Annotated in this window: 16 protein-coding genes; 4 read left to right on the top strand and 12 right to left on the bottom strand. The window is 66.4% G+C overall.

Annotated elements, in window-relative coordinates; all coding sequences use genetic code 11:
- Nucleotides 1-22: 22 nt before the first annotated feature.
- Nucleotides 23-1,633, bottom strand: coding sequence for a DNA cytosine methyltransferase (locus tag NED98_RS13830; protein WP_265313422.1), 1,611 nt, complete (start codon nucleotides 1,631-1,633; stop codon nucleotides 23-25).
- Between the two features lie 76 nt (nucleotides 1,634-1,709).
- Between NED98_RS13830 and NED98_RS13835 the strand changes: the two genes are divergently transcribed.
- The 3 genes from NED98_RS13835 (at nucleotide 1,710) to NED98_RS13845 (ending at nucleotide 3,787) form a co-directional block, all read left to right on the top strand.
- On the top strand, nucleotides 1,710-2,177 hold the full coding sequence (locus tag NED98_RS13835; RefSeq protein ID WP_265313423.1) for a very short patch repair endonuclease: 468 nt from the start codon (nucleotides 1,710-1,712) through the stop codon (nucleotides 2,175-2,177).
- A gap of 115 nt (nucleotides 2,178-2,292) precedes the next feature.
- Nucleotides 2,293-2,916: a type IV toxin-antitoxin system AbiEi family antitoxin domain-containing protein gene (locus tag NED98_RS13840; RefSeq protein ID WP_265313424.1), complete on the top strand. Its 624-nt coding sequence runs from the start codon at nucleotides 2,293-2,295 to the stop codon at nucleotides 2,914-2,916.
- Entirely contained in the window at nucleotides 2,909-3,787 is an 879-nt protein-coding gene (locus NED98_RS13845; protein ID WP_265313425.1) for a nucleotidyl transferase AbiEii/AbiGii toxin family protein, read from the top strand. Before NED98_RS13840 ends, NED98_RS13845 begins: the two co-directional genes overlap by 8 nt.
- A 50-nt stretch (nucleotides 3,788-3,837) precedes the next feature.
- Here NED98_RS13845 and NED98_RS13850 read toward each other — a convergent pair whose 3' ends face one another.
- From NED98_RS13850 to NED98_RS13875, 6 genes are all read right to left on the bottom strand, one after another.
- On the bottom strand, nucleotides 3,838-5,562 hold the full coding sequence (locus NED98_RS13850; RefSeq protein ID WP_265313426.1) for a hypothetical protein: 1,725 nt from the start codon (nucleotides 5,560-5,562) through the stop codon (nucleotides 3,838-3,840).
- A 580-nt stretch (nucleotides 5,563-6,142) separates the two neighbouring features.
- Nucleotides 6,143-7,543 carry an amidohydrolase gene (locus NED98_RS13855; protein ID WP_265313427.1) on the bottom strand — a complete coding sequence of 467 codons (1,401 nt, stop codon included), beginning with the start codon at nucleotides 7,541-7,543 and terminating at the stop codon, nucleotides 6,143-6,145.
- Between the two features lie 45 nt (nucleotides 7,544-7,588).
- The gene (locus NED98_RS13860; RefSeq protein ID WP_265313428.1) at nucleotides 7,589-8,599 is read right to left on the bottom strand and encodes a DUF2891 domain-containing protein; all 1,011 of its coding nucleotides are present in this window, start codon (nucleotides 8,597-8,599) and stop codon (nucleotides 7,589-7,591) included.
- The gene (locus NED98_RS13865) at nucleotides 8,596-9,558 is read right to left on the bottom strand and encodes a DUF979 domain-containing protein (RefSeq protein WP_265313429.1); all 963 of its coding nucleotides are present in this window, start codon (nucleotides 9,556-9,558) and stop codon (nucleotides 8,596-8,598) included. Before NED98_RS13865 ends, NED98_RS13860 begins: the two co-directional genes overlap by 4 nt.
- Nucleotides 9,555-10,223 carry a DUF969 domain-containing protein gene (locus NED98_RS13870; protein ID WP_265313430.1) on the bottom strand — a complete coding sequence of 223 codons (669 nt, stop codon included), beginning with the start codon at nucleotides 10,221-10,223 and terminating at the stop codon, nucleotides 9,555-9,557. The genes NED98_RS13865 and NED98_RS13870 overlap by 4 nt, the downstream gene beginning before the upstream one ends.
- Before the next feature lie 10 nt (nucleotides 10,224-10,233).
- Nucleotides 10,234-10,734, bottom strand: a complete 501-nt coding sequence (locus tag NED98_RS13875; protein ID WP_179512812.1) for a winged helix DNA-binding protein — start codon at nucleotides 10,732-10,734, stop codon at nucleotides 10,234-10,236.
- A gap of 289 nt (nucleotides 10,735-11,023) precedes the next feature.
- On the opposite strand from NED98_RS13875, the gene NED98_RS13880 reads away from it, so the two are divergent.
- Complete coding sequence (locus tag NED98_RS13880) at nucleotides 11,024-14,836, top strand: hydantoinase B/oxoprolinase family protein (protein ID WP_265313431.1); 3,813 nt, start codon at nucleotides 11,024-11,026, stop codon at nucleotides 14,834-14,836.
- 110 nt (nucleotides 14,837-14,946) lie between these two features.
- Here NED98_RS13880 and NED98_RS13885 read toward each other — a convergent pair whose 3' ends face one another.
- The 5 genes from NED98_RS13885 to fliR form a co-directional block, all read right to left on the bottom strand.
- Entirely contained in the window at nucleotides 14,947-15,516 is a 570-nt protein-coding gene (locus tag NED98_RS13885) for an HNH endonuclease (RefSeq protein WP_179512810.1), read from the bottom strand.
- 226 nt (nucleotides 15,517-15,742) lie between these two features.
- The gene (locus NED98_RS13890; RefSeq protein ID WP_265270544.1) at nucleotides 15,743-16,141 is read right to left on the bottom strand and encodes a flagellar export chaperone FliS; all 399 of its coding nucleotides are present in this window, start codon (nucleotides 16,139-16,141) and stop codon (nucleotides 15,743-15,745) included.
- Nucleotide 16,142: 1 nt separating this feature from the next.
- Nucleotides 16,143-17,660: a flagellar filament capping protein FliD gene (gene fliD, locus NED98_RS13895; protein WP_265270545.1), complete on the bottom strand. Its 1,518-nt coding sequence runs from the start codon at nucleotides 17,658-17,660 to the stop codon at nucleotides 16,143-16,145.
- A 201-nt stretch (nucleotides 17,661-17,861) separates the two neighbouring features.
- Nucleotides 17,862-18,989, bottom strand: coding sequence for an EscU/YscU/HrcU family type III secretion system export apparatus switch protein (locus NED98_RS13900; protein ID WP_265270546.1), 1,128 nt, complete (start codon nucleotides 18,987-18,989; stop codon nucleotides 17,862-17,864).
- On the bottom strand, nucleotides 18,989-19,762 hold the full coding sequence (gene fliR, locus NED98_RS13905; RefSeq protein ID WP_265270547.1) for a flagellar biosynthetic protein FliR: 774 nt from the start codon (nucleotides 19,760-19,762) through the stop codon (nucleotides 18,989-18,991). Before fliR ends, NED98_RS13900 begins: the two co-directional genes overlap by 1 nt.
- Nucleotide 19,763: the final 1 nt, after the last annotated feature.

A 19,763-nucleotide genomic window follows, 5' to 3' on the forward strand; every position in this document is an offset into this window, starting at 1 on the left:
TGGCGAAGAAGATGGTTCCGGCTCAGCCAGTCCGCGTAAGAAGAGGTTGTTCGCCTACATCCGCGGTTTCGTCGCGGTTCGCGGTGAGCAGCGCGTAGAGAGCCTCACCGATCCATCGCGCGAGCAGAGGTGGCACCGCGTTGCCGACCTGTGTGTACTGCTGTGTGCGGTTCCCTTTGAACAGATAGTTGTCGGGGAAGGTCTGCAGCCGCGCAGCTTCCCTGACCGTGAGGCTCCGGCATTGCAGCGGATCTGGATGGATGAAATAGTGGCCATCCTTGGAGATATGGCTCGTGACCGTGGTCGAAGGACCGGTGGCAAGCTGAACCCTGAAACGGTCGGCGAAATTGCCAGAGGTCCAGTTTTCGTGCGCCGGCGCCAGCTCCTCCGGAAAGTCTGACGCCTTCGGTGACTTGCCTGTGACCTCGGCGAAGACGGCAGCAAAGAAATAGCGTGCAAGATCGCTGCCCATGTGACTCCGCGTCGCATGGTTCGGAAGCGTTTCCAGCTTGGTATCCGTCAGCCAGTCCCGCAGATCCGCAGGGCAGTCTTCGGAAATCCCGACACCAAATCCTTCGCGACCCGGGATATCGTTCAGCGCGGCAAAGCGGCGATGATAGTCGCTGGCGCGCTCGGTGAAGGCAGCGTGCTGTTCATCGGACAGACTGGTCTCCAGCTCGGCGACGAAGGCCATCGCCGCGAGCACGATGGCGCGCCAGGCATCAGGTCCGTCTGCCTCCTGGCTGAGACCGCTCCGCAGTCGGGGCATGCCGGTCAGGGCATGGCCGACTGTCGTCTTCAGATTGTGTCGGATCATGAGATCAGCCAGCGCCCGATCCGGCAGGTCTTCAGCAAGGTCGGCGCGCAGCCCGACCACTATCACGCGATGGCGCGCCTGGGGCACGCCGAAGTCCTCGGCACGCACTATGAAATCGGGCGCACGCGGCTCGAAACGCCCGAGATCAAGCTGCTGTCGACGGCGCGGATCAAGTGCGATGAGCCGATATTCCCGCCCGCCTTCGCGTTCGCCCCGAAGGTCGCGGAGGACCTGATCGAAGATACGGTTTTCCCCGTCGACCGACGAGGACAGCATGCCCTTCACGTTCTCCATGACGAAGGCGGCGGGGTTCAGGCGATCCAGAATCCGGATATATTCCTGGTAGAGGAAATGCCTGATGTCCTCGAGCGCTACGTAGCCCTCCTTGCCCGCATTGCGCGAACGGCCAGCGAGCGAGTAAGCCTGACATGGCGGGCCGCCTATCAGGATGACATTGCCATTGCTCTCCTCGCGAATCGCGTCCAGTCGCGCGTCAAGCCGTTCTGCAGGATCCTCCTTGCCGAGTTCGAGTTTCCAGGCCTCCCTTTCTGCAGCCTTCCACTCGTCCGGATACAACGAAGCCCAGTCAGGATCCGCGATCTTGCCGTTGATGAAGTCGTAGTAGACAGCTGGAAGCGCACCCTCGAACTGGCGCAGGAAGCTGCGGAGACGTAACGTCTCGTGCGCCGATGTCTCCTTCTCGATCGACAGGGCGATGCTGAAGGCATGCTCGTCGGTGGCACCGGGAACGCTCGAAAACCCCTCGGCCAGTCCCCCCGGACCTGCAAAAATGTCAACGACCGAATATCTTGGCAAGACTCGCACGCTTTCCGAAGGTCAGGCAAAGGGATGATGATTACCATCATCGACGCGAAATGACAGGCTGCTCTCCATGGTCGACGTAGTTGATGCGGCGACGCGGTCGCGCATGATGTCTGGCATCCGCGGCACGGACACGCGGCCGGAGACCTTCCTGCGCAAAGCGCTGCATCGTGCCGGGTTCAGATACAGGCTGCACGCAGCGAAGCTTCCCGGGCGGCCTGATATCGCCTTGGCCTCGCGGCGAGCTGCGATCTTCGTGCACGGCTGCTTCTGGCATCGCCATGAGGGATGTCACTGGTGCACGACACCGGCCAGCAACGTCGAGTTCTGGCGCGGCAAGTTTGAACGCAATGTCGAACGGGACAGGAGCGTCGTCGAGACGTTGCAGTCGATGGAGTGGCGGACCGCGATCATCTGGGAATGCGGTCTTCGGAAGCCCTATGCGGCGTCGACGCTGGAGGATGTCGTGTCGTGGCTCCGGTCGGATGATATCGCCTACGAGAGCGCGCTCGTTCGGCCAAAAGCAATGATCGATTGAAACATCCGCGTGCGTCACATAACCTGGGTCTCATCTCGTTCAAACCCAGGTTATGTGGCATCCGGTGTGTCACATAACCTGGGTCTCAAATCAGCCAGACCCAGGTTATGTGGCCATGAATGAAGAGCAGCAACCCCAGCGCACCCTGCTTTCGCAGCTGCTGATAAGACACCCCATCGTGCGCGCCTACGAGCTTCGTAACGAAGGCATCGATCCAAAAACCATTTCCCGCGCCGTCGCGGCCGGTGAACTCATCCGCATCTCGCGAGGCCTTTACCAGCGCCCGGACAGCGACATCGATACCCATCAGGTACTGGCAGAGGCGGCGAAGAAAGTCCCTCGTGGCGTCGTGGCGATGGTCTCCGCGCTGGCATACCACGAACTGACAGATCAGATGCCGCGCAAGGTCTGGATGGCGGTCAGCGTGAAGGACTGGAGCCCGTCTGCTTCGTCCTATCCCCCTATCCGCATCGTCGAGTTCCGGGACAGATACATGCACCAGGGGATCGAACATCACACGATCTCAGGGACCCGCGTTCCAATCTACTCGATTCCGAAAACCCTCGCCGACGTCTTCCGAAATCGAAAGCTGGTCGATCGATCCGTGGCGGTAGAAGCACTCCGCGCCACGCTGGATCAGCGTAAGGCGACGCCGGCATCGATCGCAGATGCGGCAATGGCAGGCGACGCATGGAACATCATGCGCCCCTATCTCGAGGCACTCACGTCAAATGGCTAGGGCGCCGGCGAACATTGCAGCCTCGGTCAAGCAGCGGCTGCTGAATCTCGCCCGTGCCGAACGGCGGGCCTATGATGTGGTGCTCGTCCGTTATGCCCTCGAACGGCTGTTTTATCGCCTTTCCATATCCGAACATCGCGGCTCCTTCATTCTGAAGGGAGGCATGCTCGTCACCCTCTGGATCGAAAGCGGTTCGCGCGAGACGAGAGATGCGGACTTTCTGGGTCACGGGAACTCCGATCCTGACCACCTGCGCGAGGTTTTTGCTGGAGTCCTGTCGATTGACGCTGACGATGGGCTTGTCTTCGACACTCGGAGTCTGAGGACCGCCGTCATCAGGGAGGAGATGGAATATGGTGGCGTACGGCTGCGTGCCGACGCCTATCTTGAAAGGAGCCGGATACCCGTCACAATCGACATCGGGTTCGGCGACGCCCTCGCCGACGCCGCCCGGACCATGGCCTATCCGTCGATGCTGGGCATGGAGGAGCCAGAAATCCGGATCTACCCACCTGCCTCGGTCATCGCCGAGAAGTTCCAGGCCATGGTTGCTCTCGGCGCGGTCAACGGGCGGATGAAGGACTATTTCGATCTCTGGGCCATTCCGAGAGCCCTGGAGATTGCGCCGGAAGACCTCGATGCGGCGATCAGCGCGACCTTCGATCGGCGAGGCACGGCGCTACCCGCCGAGAGGCCGCCGGGACTGTCCGACGCGATGCTGACCGACGCCAAGCAGGCGCAATGGCGGGCATACGCCGCATCGCTGGATCTGAAGGATCTCGCCTTCGAAGAAGTCATCGATGCGGCATGGGGCCTCGTCGGCCCGTCATGCGAGCGCCTGTCAGGCGCCAAGTCGCCGCCGGTTCGATGAGCAAAGGCGCCCTTTGGCCCGGTTTGACAGCGGAAGCCGGGCAAGGGCGCCTAGACCTGCTCCTGCTCGATCGTGAAACGCAGGTTTCCGACGGTCCAGACGCTGGACGGTTCGGGCAGATGCTCTTCCTGTTCCGGCGTGCTCAGAGCCCTCAGCTCCTCGATCAGATCGCCTGCCGAGGCATCGCCTGCTCGCTCCTGAAGTCGCGCTATCGCCGTGACGAGCTGATTCCAGTTGGAGAAGGTGGCATCGTCACCGGTTACAACCTGTCGGAGCGAATGCGCGTAGTGCCGCGTGAGAACAAGCAGGCTGATTTCGGGTCTCGCCGAACCGGACGGCAGCCGGAAGGTCGCGCGAAGTTCGGCCGTGCTCGCGGCGGCGAGCCATGAACGCACCTTGCGAAGCCATTCGCTCACCTGCTGATTCAGCCGGCCGGTCCTCGCCAGCATCGTGGCGAAATCGGCGCCGTACGGGTCCTGATGCTTCAGTTGCGTGAGGATCACGCGGTTGCCCGGCGCCTCGACGATCACCAGATCGATGTCCGTCAGAACCTTGCCGGCCTGCCTCAGCTTGATGTTGCCCCGGAATTCCGGCGTCGGAAGCACCGAGCGGATCGCCTTCTCGACCGATCGCTGCATCACCCCTTCCCGGGCCCGCTGCGCCCGGTCGTACTCCTTCGGAAAGCTGTGCTGCAGCGAATTCAGGAGGAACAGCATGACCTCATCGCTGGTCGCGCCCGCCAGGGGCCTGATGACGTGATCGTCGGAGCACTGGATCAACGGCGGGATCGGTGCTCCCGGCCGATCAAGCAGCGCCAGATTGCGCCTGCTTACGGAAAGCACGTCGAAGATGATCCCCACGTCGTCATCGGTCACCGGCACATGGCCTTCGAACCGCTCGCCGAACTGATTGATGAACTCTCGCAGTCCTTCGAGGAAGCCTGCGGTCTCGACCGACACGGTGAGGACGTCCTCGATCCTGATCGACGGCTCCTTGTCCAGGAGCGCTCGCACGAATGCACGGTGCTTCATAGCCACCGACACGATGAAGATCGCCGCGAGCTTGTAGTTCGCGAATGTCACGCCACCGAAGAGCGTCGAGAAGTGGAAGGTGTCGAAACCTTTGGCGAGCAGCATGTCGTTGTAGGCGTGCCCGAAGAAGTAGAAGTCCAGCGCGGGATCGGCCTCGTAGCCAATGAAGTGCGTCGCGAAGGGATAGACGAGATCGGTAAGCAGCGATCTGACCTCGTCGCCGATCCTGGGCCCGACGATCGCTTCGTAGCCCTCCGCCAGCCTTCTCCTGTGATGCCCGGTGTGAAGACGCTCGAGCTCGCGCTCGTGCAGCTCGAGATCGGCCAGCTTCGCGGGCAGGACGATGCGGAAGCGATCAGGCAGCTTCTCAATTCGGGCACCCTTCGCGGCGAGGCTCTGTGCTACGCGCCGACCGTGCTCGATTGCGCCGGCCACACCGATGAGCGAGAGCACCGCACCCGAATAGGTGAGGTCGCGCTGGATCGTCACCGTCGGTGCATCGAACCGATCGTGTGCCTGCATTGCCAGCTTGATGATGCGGGCCACGCCGATCCGCATGAGGTACGATCGCTCCTGATCGGCCTCCGTCGGCTCGGCTCCGAGGTCCACACCTTCGAAATCGAGGTCGAGCTCGTTGATGGCGATCCGCATCAGCAGCCCGAGACGGTCGGTCGCGACTTCAGCCGCGAGAGCTCGCTCCTCCTGATTGAGGCTTTCGTAGAATTCTCGCAGGCTGTCAGTCACCTGACGCTGATCCCCCTCTGCGCACTCCAGCCTCGCGAACCTGCCGGCGATCTATGGGCGCCGCTTTGCGTCAGAAAGGGGGTTCTGCTGTCGCGCGTGAAGCATTGAAATATATGCCTGCAATACATCATGGGTGTGGATGAGGCACGGATTTCAAGGTCGCCTCTCGTGCTGGAAAAAGTCGCTGAAACGGCGTCGGCCTACCCGCTTCCTGTCCGAAATTTGTAGTCCTATTTCGGACATGAGCCCAACCGGCCCGACGCCCAGAAGGACTCGAACCGCCCCGTCCATTCACGTCCAGCCTTTTCCACGAATCCAGATCGTGCTATTGATGCCCTTGGCGACGTCGCAAGTCCATGATTTGACTGTGAAATCAATCGCTTAGGCGCCCTGCAGCAAAGCTCTTCTGGCACCATTTTCCGTCCGTAGGCGCAATCGGCGGCCATGCGGCAATCGAGCAGCTGAATTTACCGCTAGAGGCCGATGCATAACATCGTCCGCGCGCGGTCGATACCTGCGTTACGCGTGCGGCCGGCTGTGCCGGGGGCGGGCCAGGCCACGCCCCCGTGGCACATTGTTGTTACTTCCGCGCCGCCCCATTCCCCGCCACCGTCAGCACCGCCAGCGCCAGCGTCTCCGCCCCGCGCTTGATCGTCGGCTCGGGCACCGGGGCGAAGAACGGCGAGTGGTTGACCGGCAACGGCTTCCCCTCGGCCTTGTAGCGCGCGATCATCGCCGGATCGTAGCCCCCCACCGCGAAGAATACCGAGGGCACGCCCTCGTCGATGAACACCGAGAAATCCTCGCTGGCGTTCCCGCCCGGCAGCGTCGGCGGGACATAGGCCGCATCCTTGCCAAACGCCGCCGCCATCACCGCTGCGGTGCGCGCCGACAGCGCTGCGTCGTTATGCACCGCATTGGTGCCCGACGGATGCGTGATCGCCGGCTCCGGCGCGCGCGCCATCTGCGCCACCGCGCGCGCGGTGCGCTCGACCCCGTCGATCAGCAATTTGCGCGTCGCATTGTCGTGCGAGCGCAGCGTGAGCATCAGATCGGCGTGGTCGGGGATGATATTGTCGACCGTCCCGCCGTTGAACGCGCCGACGGTCACCACGCCGAACGCATTGGGATCCTTCTCGCGGCTGATCACGCTCTGCACGTCGGTGACGAAATGGCTGCCGATCACGATCGGGTCGATGCTCTTGTCGGGCATCGAGCCGTGCGCGCCGACGCCGTTGAAGGTGATCAGGATCTTGTCCGAGGCGGAAGTGACCACCCCGTCCTTCACGATCACCTGGCCGAGCGGCATCGGCCCGACATGCGCGGCGAAGCCGTAATCGGGCTTGGGCCAGCGCTTGAACAGCCCGTCGGCGATCATCGCCTTGGCGCCGCTCACCGTCTCCTCGCTCGGCTGGCCGACGAACATCAACGTGCCGTGCCACTGATCCTTGATCGCGACGAGCGCGGCCGCGGCGCCGACCCACCACGCCATATGGCTGTCATGCCCGCAGGCGTGATCGACGAAGAAGGTCTTGCCGTCCTTCTGCTGCTGCGCGCGGCTGGCATAGGGAAGCCCGGTCTTTTCCTCCATCGGCAGCGCGTCGAGCTCGGTGCGCACCAGCACGGTCGGCCCCTCGCCATTCTTGAGGATCGCGACGAGGCCGGTCTTGCCGACCCCCTCGGTGACGGTGAAGCCGAGCTTGCGCATCTCGGCGGCGAGCAGGCCGGCGGTGCGCGTCTCCTGGAAACCGAGCTCGGGATGCTGGTGGAGATCCTTATAGAGCGCGTCGAGATGCGGATATTGCTTGTCGAGCGAGGCCTGGATCCGCGCCTTGGCCGCGGCGACGTCGAAGGTCACCGGCGCATTGGGGGTCGCGGCGGGCGGGGTGCCCTCGGGGATCGCGGGAGTGATCTGCGCCAGCGCCGGCGTGCCCGCCAGAGCGGTGAAGGCGGTGGCGAGCATCATGACGGTCTTGCGCATCGGATAGTCCCTCCTGTTCGCCCGGCCCTTAGGGTCCAAAGAGGATCAGGACAATGCCGGCCGATCGCCCAGCGCGAGCAGCGCGAAACTCGCCAGCCAATGCTCGCCCATATAATCCCCCGCGACCGCATCGAGCGACGCGGCGAGGTGGCGATCGGCGGCATCGCGCAGGATCGCCTGCGTCTCGGGGGCGTCGATCGTGGCGGCGAGGCTGCGGAACGCCCAGGCGCGGCTGAGGTTGAGCCCGTCGAGATGCGCGATCTTGCCGTCGCTGCGGTCGCTGACCGTCGCGGGGGTGAACAGCGCAGCGGGCTCGCGCGCCGCGACGCGCGGCAGGAAGGCGGCGAACCATTGGGCGAAGGCGGCGCGCGGCAGCAGCGCGGCCATCGCGGTCGCTTCCATCAGGATCGGCGAGAGGAAATCCTCGCCGCTCGGCTCCCACGCCTGCGCGTCGCGATCGGCGCCGAACCAGCCGTGCGCGCGCTCGGTGAGCAGGCCGCGCAATGCCGTGTCGCCGGCCACCTCCGCATAACGCACCGCGAGCACCAGGGCGAAGGCGGTATTGGCGTGCTGCCCGGCGCGCACCGGATAGGTCAGCAGCGGCAGGAAATCGCGGAACCGCGCGACGAACGCGTCGGCGAGCGGGCGCAAGGTCGCGGCGTGCGGCGACCCGGCCTGCACCAGCTCCGCCGCGAGCATCAGCAGCCACGCCCACCCATAAGGCCGCTCGAAGCCGCGCGCCGAGGGGCGGTCGAGATAGGCGCGCTCCGCCTCGACCTTCGCGGGGGTGAAGGCATCGGCGAACAAGGCGTCGATCGCCGCTGCCTCGGCGAGATCGGGGAAGAGGCGACGCACGCGGGCGAGCAGCCAGTAACCGTGGACGCAGCTATGCCAGTCGAAGCTGCCGTAGAAGATCGGGTGGACCGCGCGCGGGGTGTAAACATCCGCGTCGCCGGTCATCACATGATCGGCCTTGTGCGGGTATTCGCGGGTGACGTGGCCCAGCGCGATGCGCGCGAAGCGGGCGGCGTGGTCGGCGGTGAGGTCGTAGGTCATCGGGGTGTTCCGGGAAGGACGAACAGCGCCATGATCGCGATATTGACGCCGAGCAGGATCAGTGCGGTCGGGATCTGCGCGCGGATCACCGCGTGGCGATCCCTGAGCTCGAGCGCGGCGACCGGGACGATGTTGAAATTGGCCGCCATCGGGGTCATCAGCGTCCCGCAAAAGCCCGAGAGCATCCCGAGCGCCGCAACCGGCGCGGGGTTGCCGCCGAAATGATGGATCAGGAACGGGAGACCGATCCCCGCGGTCATGATCGGGAAAGCGGCGAAGGCATTGCCCATCACGATCGTGAACAGCGCCATGCCCAGGCAATAAGCGAGGACCGCGGCGAACGGGATATCGAGCGGCATGATCGTCGTCGCGCCCATCGCGATCCATTGTCCGACATTGGCGGCGGCGAAGATCCCGCCGAGCGCGGCGAGCATCTGCGGCAGGATCATCGCCCAGCCGATCGCGTCGGTCAGGCGGCGCGCCTCGGCGGCGGGTGCGCTGCGCGGCGCGGCGGTCAGGCGGATCGCAAGGCCCAGCGCGACGATCGCGCCCGCGGCGAGCGATACCAGAGTCACTTGCTTGGGGTCGATCAGCGCGACGCCGGCGACCTTGCCGTCGGGGAGGAGCAGGGTGCCGGCGAGCGTCACCACCGGGATGCACAGGGCAGGGAGGAACAGCCGCGAGCCGAGCCGTTTCGCCGTCGCCGCGCGTTCCGCCGCGCTGGTCGTGCGGACGGGGGCGGGGCGCAATCCCGCGGTGGCGAGCGCGACCATCGCCAGCACGATCACCCCGTTGGCGACATCGGGCAGCCACGGCCCGGCGATCAGGCTCGTCGCGAACAAGGCCCAGAAAGCGGCGCTGCGCCACCAGTCGCGCGTCTCGCGATGCAGCGCGTGATGCACCGCGACCGCGGCGGGAAGCAGCCCCGAAACGACCCCCAGCGCGTCGAGCCCGATCATGGCCGCCGCGCCTTCAGCCGGCGATCGAACAGCAACAGCCGCGTGCCGTGGACGAGGAAAGCGGCGATCGCGGTCGGGATCGCCCAGACCGCGACATGCAGCGGCGCGACGATGATGCCGTTCTGCTCCAGCACTGCGCGGATCAGCAGGATCGATCCGATCGCGATGAACACGTCCTCGCCGAAGAACAGCCCGATATTGTCGACCGCCGCGGCATTGGCGCGGATCGTGTCGCGCGTCTCGGGGTCGAGCGCGGTCGGGTCGCCCCGTTCGGCGGCGCCCTCGGCCATCGGCGCGACGATCGGGCGGACCATCTGGACATGCCCGCCGAGCGAGGTGAGCCCGAGCGCGGCGGTGAGCTGGCGCAGCGCGAGATAGCCGAGCAGCACGCGCCCGGTCGTCGCGCCGCGCAGCCGCTGGACGAGCCCGCGGGCATGATCGCGCAAGCCCGCGCGTTCGAGCAGCCCGATCGTCGGCAGCGCGAGCCACGCGACCGCGAGGAAACGTCCGTCGACGAACGCCTTGCCGATCATCCCGATCACCTCGATCGGCCCGTGCCCGGCGGCGAGCGCGCTGGCGAAGGCGGCGATCGTCACCACCAGCAGCGGGTTGATCCCCAGCGCGAAGCCGATGACGATGATGACGATCCCCGACAGGACCAGCATCGCGCGCGCCCTACAGCGTCGCGGCGGCGCGCGCCGCCTGATTGTACTGGCCCGAGATGCGGCGCAGCAGATCGGCGGCGTCGGACAGCGCCGTGTCGCCCGGTCCCTCGTGCGCCACCGCATCGGCGAGCAGCCGCTCGCGCACCGCGCGATAGGCGTCGCAGAAGGCGACCCCCGCCTCGGTCGCGACGACCAGCTTCTCCTTGCCCTGCCGCCGCGTCTCGACGAACCCGGCCTTCTCCAGCTTGCGGATCGCATAAGTGGCGAGGTGAGTGTCCTCGATATCGAGCACGAGCGTGATGTCGCCGAGCCTTTTGGGGCGGTCGCGGTGGCGGACGGTGTGAAGGATCAGCACCTCGATCGGCGACAATTGCGCCCCCGCCGCCAGCGCGCAGCGCGCGAGCCAGCGCTGATAGGCGGTGGCGGCCAGTGTCAGGCTGAATTCGAGCTCCGACAGCGCCGGGGCGGCGCCATCGGCAAGATGCGCCGACGAGACGATCGCGCGCTTCATATCGCTTTCCTTCCCGGCGCAGCACCCGTCATTCCCGCGAAGGCGGGAATCCAGACTGACTGGCCTCTCGGATCGAGCCGCAACCTCGGCGCGAATGGATTCCCGCCTTCGCGGGAATGACGAGGGTGGATCGGCTTGCGGGATTCCGGATCGGATACGAAGAACCTTGCCGCCATGTGCGCTTGCCCCTTGCCTTCCTCTCCACGGTGCAGGGTCGCGCGTCGAAAACGACTTGTCAACGATCGATCACCGTATCATTGATAATTTATAGATAAAATGGAGATGATCGATGCGCTGGCAGTTCTGGATCGATCGCGGCGGCACCTTCACCGATCTGGTCGCCCGCGCGCCGGACGGCACGCTCTCCACCGCCAAGCTGCTGAGCGAGAATCCCGAACGCTATGACGATGCCGCAATCGCCGGCATCCGCATGATGCTGGGGCTGGACCCCGCCTACCACCCCGCCTACCACCCCGGCGAAGGCCGGGGTCCAGCATCGGACCGATCGCAACTGGACCCCGGCCTTCGCCGGGGTGACAGTGAGGTGAACGGAGACGGTGTTGCGTGCGATGCCCTGCCCGCCGGCGCGATCGAACAGGTCAAGATGGGCACCACCGTCGCGACCAATGCGCTGCTCGAACGCAAGGGCGCGCGGACCTTGCTGGTGGTCGATGCCGGCTTCGCCGACCTGCTGACGATCGGCAATCAGGCGCGGCCGCGGTTGTTCGATCTCGCGATTCGCTTGCCCGCGCCGCTCCACGATGCGGTCGAGGAGATCGGCGGGCGGATCGACGCCGCGGGCAATACGCTCGTCCCGCTCGACGAGGATGCGGTGCGCGCGATGTTCGCGCGTCACGCGGGCGCGTTCGAGGCGGTGGCGATCGCGCTGACCCACGCCTGGGCCTTTCCCGAAACCGAACGCCGCGTCGCCGCGCTGGCGCGTGAGGCGGGCTTTGCGCAGGTTTCAGCCAGTCATGACGTCAGCCCGTTGACCGGCCTCGTCGCGCGCGGGCGCACCACGGTGGTCGACGCCTATCTCTCGCCGGTGCTGCGGCGCTATGTCGATCGCGTCGCGGGGGCGCTCGGCGATACCCCGCTCGCCTTCATGCAGTCGAGCGGCGGGCTCGCCGATGCACGCGCCTTTCAGGGCAAGGACGCGATCCTCTCCGGCCCGGCGGGCGGGGTGGTCGCGGCGGCGCGCACCGCCGAGGCGGCGGGGTTCGATCGCGTGATCGGCTTCGACATGGGCGGCACCTCGACCGACGTGATGCTCTATGCCGGCCAGTTCGAACGCGCCTTCGATACCGAGGTGGCGGGGGTCGAGCTGCGGGTGCCGATGATGGCGATCGAGACGATCGCGGCGGGGGGCGGGTCGATCCTCCATTTCGACGGCGCGCGCTATCGCGTCGGGCCGGACAGCGCGGGGGCCAATCCGGGGCCGGCGTCATACCGCCGCGGCGGCCCGCTGACGATCACCGATGCCAATGTCTTCGTCGGCAAGATCCAGCCGGGGCATTTCCCCGCGATCTTCGGCCCTGCCGGCAACCAGCCGCTTGATCGTGACACGGTGGCGGCGCGCTTCGCCGACCTCGCGGCTGAAATCGCGAAGGCGACCGGCCGCGCGCAGGAGCCGCGCGACGTGGCGGAAGGTTTCCTCACCGTCGCGGTCGCCAATATGGCGGGCGCGATCAAGCGCGTCGCGCTGGAGCGCGGCGAGGACGTCACCCGCTTCGCGCTGCAATGTTTCGGCGGGGCGGGCGGGCAGCATGCATGCAAGGTCGCGGAAACCTTGGGGATGCGGACGGTGTTGATCCACCCGTTCGCCGGGGTGCTTTCGGCCTATGGCATGGGGCTCGCCGATCGCGCGGCGATGCGCCAGCGCTCGCTCGAACGCGCGCTCGACGAGGCGCTGTTGCCAGAGATCGCCACGCTGGCCGACGCGCTCGGCGGCGATGCGGTGCGTGAATTGGAGCAAGGCATACCATCCACCGTTCGCCCTGAGCTTGTCGAAGGGCGGCCCGACCTCTCGAACGACAGGACGCCCTTCGACAAGCTCAGGGCGAGCGGATCGGATGTCGCGCAGGACCAGCGGGAGAAGGACGCGGCACGCCGCGAGGTGAGCGTCGGGCTGCGATACGCCGGCACCGATACCGCCTTGCCCGTCCCGCTGGGCACCCTCGTCGAGATGCGCGCCGCGTTCGAGGCGGCGCATCGCGCGCGCTTCGGCTTCGTCAGCCCCGACCGCGCGATCGTCGCCGAAAGCGTGATCGTCGAGGCGATCGTCCCCGGTACCCCGGTGGCGATGCCGGTGCTGGCCCCGCGTGCCGGTGACGCGCCGGCGCCGCTGGAGACGATCGCCCTGTGGAGCGGCGGGCGCGAGCATCGTGCGCCGGTCCACGATCGCGATGTCCTGCGACCCGGCGATCGCATCGCCGGCCCCGCGCTGATCCGCGAGGCGATCGCCACCACCGTGGTCGAGCCCGGCTGGCTGCTCGAAGTGGGAAATGCCGGCGAATTGCTGCTCCACCACGAAGCCGCCGCGACGCTCGATGCGCGCGACGATCCGGCGGTCGCCGATCCGGTCCAGCTCGAATTGTTCAACGCGCAATTCATGGGGATCGCCGAGCGGATGGGGGTGGTGCTGCGCAACACCTCTAGCAGCGTCAACATGAAGGAGCGGCTCGATTTCTCCTGCGCCTTGTTCGACGCTGACGGAAACCTCATCGCCAATGCGCCGCATGTCCCGGTCCATCTCGGCGCGATGGGGGAGAGCGTTCGCGCGGTGATCGCCAGCCGCGCGGGGACGCTCAAGCCCGGTGATGCGGTGGCGCTCAACAATCCCTTCAACGGCGGCACGCATCTGCCCGACGTGACGGTGATCTCGCCGGTGTTCGACGAGGCAGGCCGCGAGATCCGCTTCTTCGTCGCCAATCGCGGGCATCATGCCGATATCGGCGGGCTCACCCCCGGCTCGACCCCGCCGACCTCACGCACGCTCGAGGAAGAAGGCGTGGTGATCGACGATTTCCTGCTGGTCGACGGCGGCGAGTTGCGCGAGGCCGAGTTCCGCGCCTTGCTGGCGCGCGCGCATTGGCCGGCGCGCAGCCCCGACGTCAATGTCGCCGATATCAAGGCGCAGCTCGCCGCCAACGAGACCGGCATCGCCGAATTGCGCGCCCTCGTCGCGGCGCGCGGCTGGGCGATGGTCAGCGCCTATATGGGGCATGTGATGGCCAATGCGGAGGAAAGCATCCGCCGCGTCATCACCCGGCTGAGCGACGGCGCGTTCGACTATCCGATGGACGATGGCGCGCGGATCGCGGTCAAGGTGACGGTCGATCACGCGGCGCGCGCGGCGACGATCGACTTCACCGGCACCAGCGCGGCGAGCGCGGGCAATTTCAACGCCCCGCCGGCGGTGACCCGCGCGGTGGTGCTCTACGCCTTCCGCTGCCTCGTCGGCGAGGATCTGCCGCTCAACGAAGGGTGCCTTGCGCCGCTAACGATCGTCATGCCCGAGGGAAGCTTCCTCTCGCCCCCGTCGGGGAGCGCGGTGGTCGCGGGCAATACCGAGGTGAGCCAGGCGGTGTGCAACGCGCTGCTCGGCGCGCTGGGCGCGGAGGCGGCGTCGCAGGGGACGATGAACAACTTCCTGTTCGGCAACGATCGCGTCCAATATTATGAAACGATCTGCGGCGGTTCGGGTGCGGGGCCGGATTTCGACGGCGCCTCGGCGGTGCATACGCATATGACCAACACCCGCATCACCGATCCCGAGATATTGGAGCTGCGCTATCCGGTGCGGCTCGATCGGTTCGCGATCCGGCGCGGGTCGGGCGGGGCCGGGCGGCAGCGCGGCGGCGACGGGGCGGTGCGCGCGATCACCGCCTTGGAGCCGATGACCGCGACGATCGTCGCCTCGCGCCGCACGGTCGCGCCGTTCGGGCTCGCCGGCGCGGCCGACGGGGCAGCGGGGGCGCAATGGGTCGAGCGGCGCGACGGCACGCGCGAGCTGCTCGGCGGACGCGCCGAGGTCGCGCTGGAGGCGGGCGATCGCTTCGTGATCGAGACCCCGGGCGGCGGGGGATACGGGCGGGCTTGAGGTAATCACCCCTCCCCGTTCGGGCTGAGCTTGTCGAAGCCCTGCACTTTTCTTGCCTTGAAGAAGGACAGCCCTTCGACAAGCTCAGGGCGAACGGCGGTGGGATAGGTCTATGCCTCCAGCTCGACGTCCCAATAGAGCCAGTCGCGCCACGTATCGTGGAGGTAATTGGGCGGGAAGCGGCGGCCGTGTTCCTGCAGATGCCAGCTCGTCGGGCGGATCGGCTCGATATGCAACGGCATCCCCGCCTCGCGCGGGGTGCGCCCGCCCTTGCGCAAATTGCACGGCGCGCAGGCGGTGACGACATTCTCCCAGGTCGTGCGCCCGCCATAAGCACGCGGGACGACGTGATCGAAGGTCAGGTCGCGCTGCGCGCTGCCGCAATATTGGCAGGAGAATTTGTCGCGCAGGAACAGGTTGAACCGCGTGAATGCCGGGAATTGCGACGGCCGGACATATTGTTTGAGCGCGATCACCGAGGGCAGCTTGATCGACTGCGTCGGGCTGCGCACCTCGCGCTCATAATGCGCGACGATGTCGACGCGATCGAGGAACACCGCCTTCACCGCGGTCTGCCACGGCCAGATCGACAGCGGGTAATAGGACAGCGGCGTATAATCGGCGTTCAACACGAGCGTCGGGCAGCTGTCCGGATGTCGGATCAGATCGGGATGGAACAAGCCTTCGCCCCTTTCGATACCGTGTTGCGAACGCCCTTACGACGCTTGCCGTGACACGATGATGACAGAGGGGGAATCATGCGGTCAAGTGCGAACGCGGCGGGATTCCGCGAGTCGCGCGACGGATGGAAGCCAGCGAGGTGTGGGCTGATCGCCGAGGCCCGCCTGTTTTCCTCCCGTCATTCCCGCGAAGGCGGGAATGACGACGGCATAGAGATCAGCGCGTCTAGACCCCGCGCACCTGCGACCAGGCGGCGGCGATTTCCGCCATATTGTCCGCCACCGCGCGGAACGGCGCGCCGTCATGCCCGATGCTGGCGCGGATCACCTCGGCGCGCGCGCCGGCGTAGAAGCGCGCGAGCGTCTTCGATACCTCGCCGCCCTTGTCGAAATCGAGATTGGCCTCCAGCGCGAACAGGATCGCGGTGGCGCGGGTCACGCGCTCGCTCTTGGTGGCGAACTGGTTGCGCTCGGCGGCCCAGCCGGCGACGCGCAGCGCCTGGATCAATTCCTCGTAGAGCAACGATACCAGGGCCGCGCCGTCGGCGTTGCTGGTGCGGCCCGCGAGGTCGATCTCGCGATAGGTCTGGGCGGGGTTGCGCAGCAGCGCGCTTGCATAGGCCATGTCAGTTGTTGCCCGACTTGGTCCACATGTCGATCTGCTGCTGCAGATAGGCCTGGGTCGACTTATAGGCGGCGACCTTCGAGTTCATATTGGCGAATTGCTGGGTCAGCCGGTCGGTCATCGCCTGCTGCTGGAGCGTGAGATCGTCCTGCTGCTTGCCGAGATCGCTCTTCGCCGCGGTATAGGTCGTGTTCGACGCGCCGAGCCCGTACACCATGCTCGTCGCGTTGAGCTGGATCGATTGCATCGCGGCGTTGATGCCGTCGGTGTTGCTCGTCCCATAAGCGAAGATCGCCTCCACCCCCGCCGGATTGTTGGTGATGGCATTGGTCAGCGTGGTCGAATTGACCGAGAGCGAACCGTCGCGATTGGTGTTGACGCCCAGATCGGCGAGCGTTGCGGGCGCGCCGGTCGCGGGATTGGCGATCAGCTGCCGCGTCGTCAGCGAGCGCATCGAGCGGTACAGATTCTGCGCCGCGGTATCGGCGCGCAGATCGCCGGTGATCGGATCGACCAGCGCCTTCAGCGCGCTGAACACCTGATTATAGGTATCGACGAAATCGTTGACCGCATTGGTCAGCGCGGTGGTCGGCGTGGTCGACGACAAGGTGACCGGGGTGGCCGACACCGCATTGAGGTTGATCTGCAGCCCGCTGACCAGATCGCTGATCGAATTGCTCGTCCGCTCCACCGCGACGCCGTCGAGCGTCAGCTTGGCGTTCTGTGCCGGGCTGGCGATCTTCATCGCGGCGCCGGGGCCGACGTTGAACGCGGAGAGCGTGCCATTGTCGTCGGTCGTCGCGGTGAGCGTGAACGCCTGCGCCGCGCCGGTCGCGCCCTTGAGCGAAAGATAGGCCGAGCCGTCGACATTGGTGACGATCGACGCGGTGACCCCGGTGCCCGAGGCGTTGATCGCGCTCGCCAGCCCGGCGAGCGTATTGTCGCTGCTGTCGACCGTGATCGTGGCGGGCGTGCCGCTGCCCGCGGCGAATGTGGCCATCGACCCGTCGGCATTATAGGTCGCGGTGCCGAGCGTCAGCGTGAACTGGCCGGTGCCGATCGACGCCTGCGCGCTGGCGACCGGGGTGGTGCTGACCGCGGTCTGCGCGCTGGCGAGCTGGCTCACCGTGATGCTGCCGCTCAGCCCGTTGAGCTTCGCACCGATCAACGGGGTCACGCTCAGCACATTGGCGTTCGAGCTGGCCGGCTGGGCGACGAGCGAGCCGCCCTTGACGAGCTGCTGCAGCGCATTGGCGAAATCGGTGATCGAGCCCTTGAGCGTCGACACGTCCGAAATCTGCGTCGTCAGCGTCTGCGACTTGGCGTTGAGCGCGGCGACCTTGGTGGCGAATTGCGCATTGACCAGCGAGGCGACGAGCGCTGCGGTATCGACCCCCGAACCCGTGTTGAGCGAGCTGAGCAGCTGCTGCGCGGCCCCCGCGTTGACGCTGGCGGTGGTGCTGGCCGCCGTATTGGCGGTCGACGTGGTCGAGCTGGTGCTGCTGGTCGTCGTCGTCATGCTTGTTGAAACGACCGGAAGAGGCGATTCTTTACGGCTGTTTCGACGCCTGGAGCTCGATCGCTCCTATCGTCGAATCGCGATTCCCTCTCCCCGTTCGGGCTGAGCCTGTCGAAGCCCTGCACTTTTCTTCGGGCGAAGAAGGGCAGCCCTTCGACAAGCTCAGGGCGAACGGGAATGGGGTGGGCTCAACGCTCCACGTCAGACCTTCACGCCATTTTCGTCGAACCGCGCGGTCTCCGGCACGTCGATCGTCGGCGGCCGGCGCCCGGCGATTTCGGCGTCGAGGTTGAACACGAACGCCAGCACCGTCGCGATCGCGAGATAGAGGTCGTCGCGGATCTCCTGCCCTTCGCGGCTGGTGTAATAGACCGCGCGGGCGAGCTGGGGATATTCGAGCACCGGCACCGCATAATCGCCGGCCATTTCGCGGATCGCGAGCGCGGTCGCGCCGCGCCCCTTGGCGACCACCACCGGCACCTGATCATTGCCGCGATCGTAGCGCAGCGCGACCGCGAAATGCGTCGGGTTGGTCAGCACGACATGCGCCGAGGCGAGCGCCTTCTTCATCGAGCGGGAGAGCATCGCGCGCTGCTTGGCGCGGATCTGGCCCTTGAGCTCGGGATTGCCCTCGGTCTCCTTATGCTCGTCCTTCACTTCCTGCTTGGTCATGCGCAATTTGCCGAGCAGCCGGATGAGCTGGACCGGCACGTCGAGCATCGCGATCGCGACCAGCCCCAGCGCCATGACGATCAGGATATGCGTCAGCGTGCCCCCCAGCGCGCCGACCGCCACCTCGACGTTCGAGGCGGCGAGACCGAACATCGCGTGCGACGAAGACATCAGCAGCCAGGTGCCGATCGCGCCGAGCAGCACCACCTTGAGCAGCGATTTGCCGAGCTCGATCCACCCGGTCGGGCCGAGGATGCGCTTGAGCCCCGATGCGGGGTTGATCCGCGATCCCTTGGGCGCGAGCAGCGAGGCGTTGAAGCGCAGCGCGCCGAGCCCGCCCTGGCTCAGCACCGCCGCGACGACGGTGATCGCGAACAGGGCGCCGAGCGCGGGGGCGAGTTCCCACCCCGCTTCGGCGAGCGGGCGCCACGGGTGGAAATCCTCGACGTCGCCGCGCCCGAAGCTGAGGCTCGCGGCCATCACCGCCTTGCACGCGCGGAGCAGCGACGCGCCGAACATCGCGATCCACGCGGCCCCCGCCAGCATCACCAAAGCGGTGGCGAAATCGCGGCTGCGCAGGATTTCGCCGCGCTGGGTGGCGTCCTTGCGGCGTTTCGCGGTTGGCGCCTCGGTCCGTTCGCCGAATTGCTCCGACATCAGCGGATCACCAAGGCCTGGGTCGCGGCGAGCCCCTCGCGCACGATCACCTGCATATAGTCACCCATCGCCGGGAAGGCGATCGCGAGCGAGACGATCCCGACGCCAAGGCTCGCCGGCAGCCCGACCGCGAACAGGTTGAGCGCCGGCGCCGCGCGCGACAGCATCCCGACGATGAGGTTGAGGCACAACAGGAGGAAGCCGACCGGCAGCGCGAGCAGCAGCCCGGCGAGAAAGGCATAGCCGCCGAAAAAGGCGATATCGCGCATCTGCGTGGTGGTCAGCCACGCGGCGCCGGGCGGCATCGCGGTGTAGCTTTTGAGGATCATGTCGACCAGCACGAGATGCCCGTCGAGCGACAGGAACAGCAGGGTCAGCATGATCGAGAGGAATTGACCGATCGCGGGGGACGACCGCCCCGAATTGGGGTCGATCATATTGGCGAAGCCGATCCCCATCGATCCGCCGATGATCTCGCCCGCGACGAGCGGCGCGGCAAAGGCGATCTGCAGCACGAAGCCGAGCGCGAGCCCGACCATCGCCTCCGCCGCGACCGCGAGGAAGGTCGCGACCGCGAAGATCTGCGCCGGGGGCTGGATCGGGTGGCTCGCCAGCACCAGCACCCCGATCGCGCCGGAGAGCGCGACCCGGACCTGGAGCGGCACCGACATGTTGCCGAACACCGGCGCGGTGATGAATGCGCTGCCGACGCGCACCATCACGAACAGGAGCGCCCATAATTGGGGCTCGATCGCAAGGCCGAAGCCGAGCATG

The organism is Sphingomonas lycopersici (assembly GCF_026130605.1).
GTDB classification, from domain to species: domain Bacteria; phylum Pseudomonadota; class Alphaproteobacteria; order Sphingomonadales; family Sphingomonadaceae; genus Sphingomonas; species Sphingomonas lycopersici.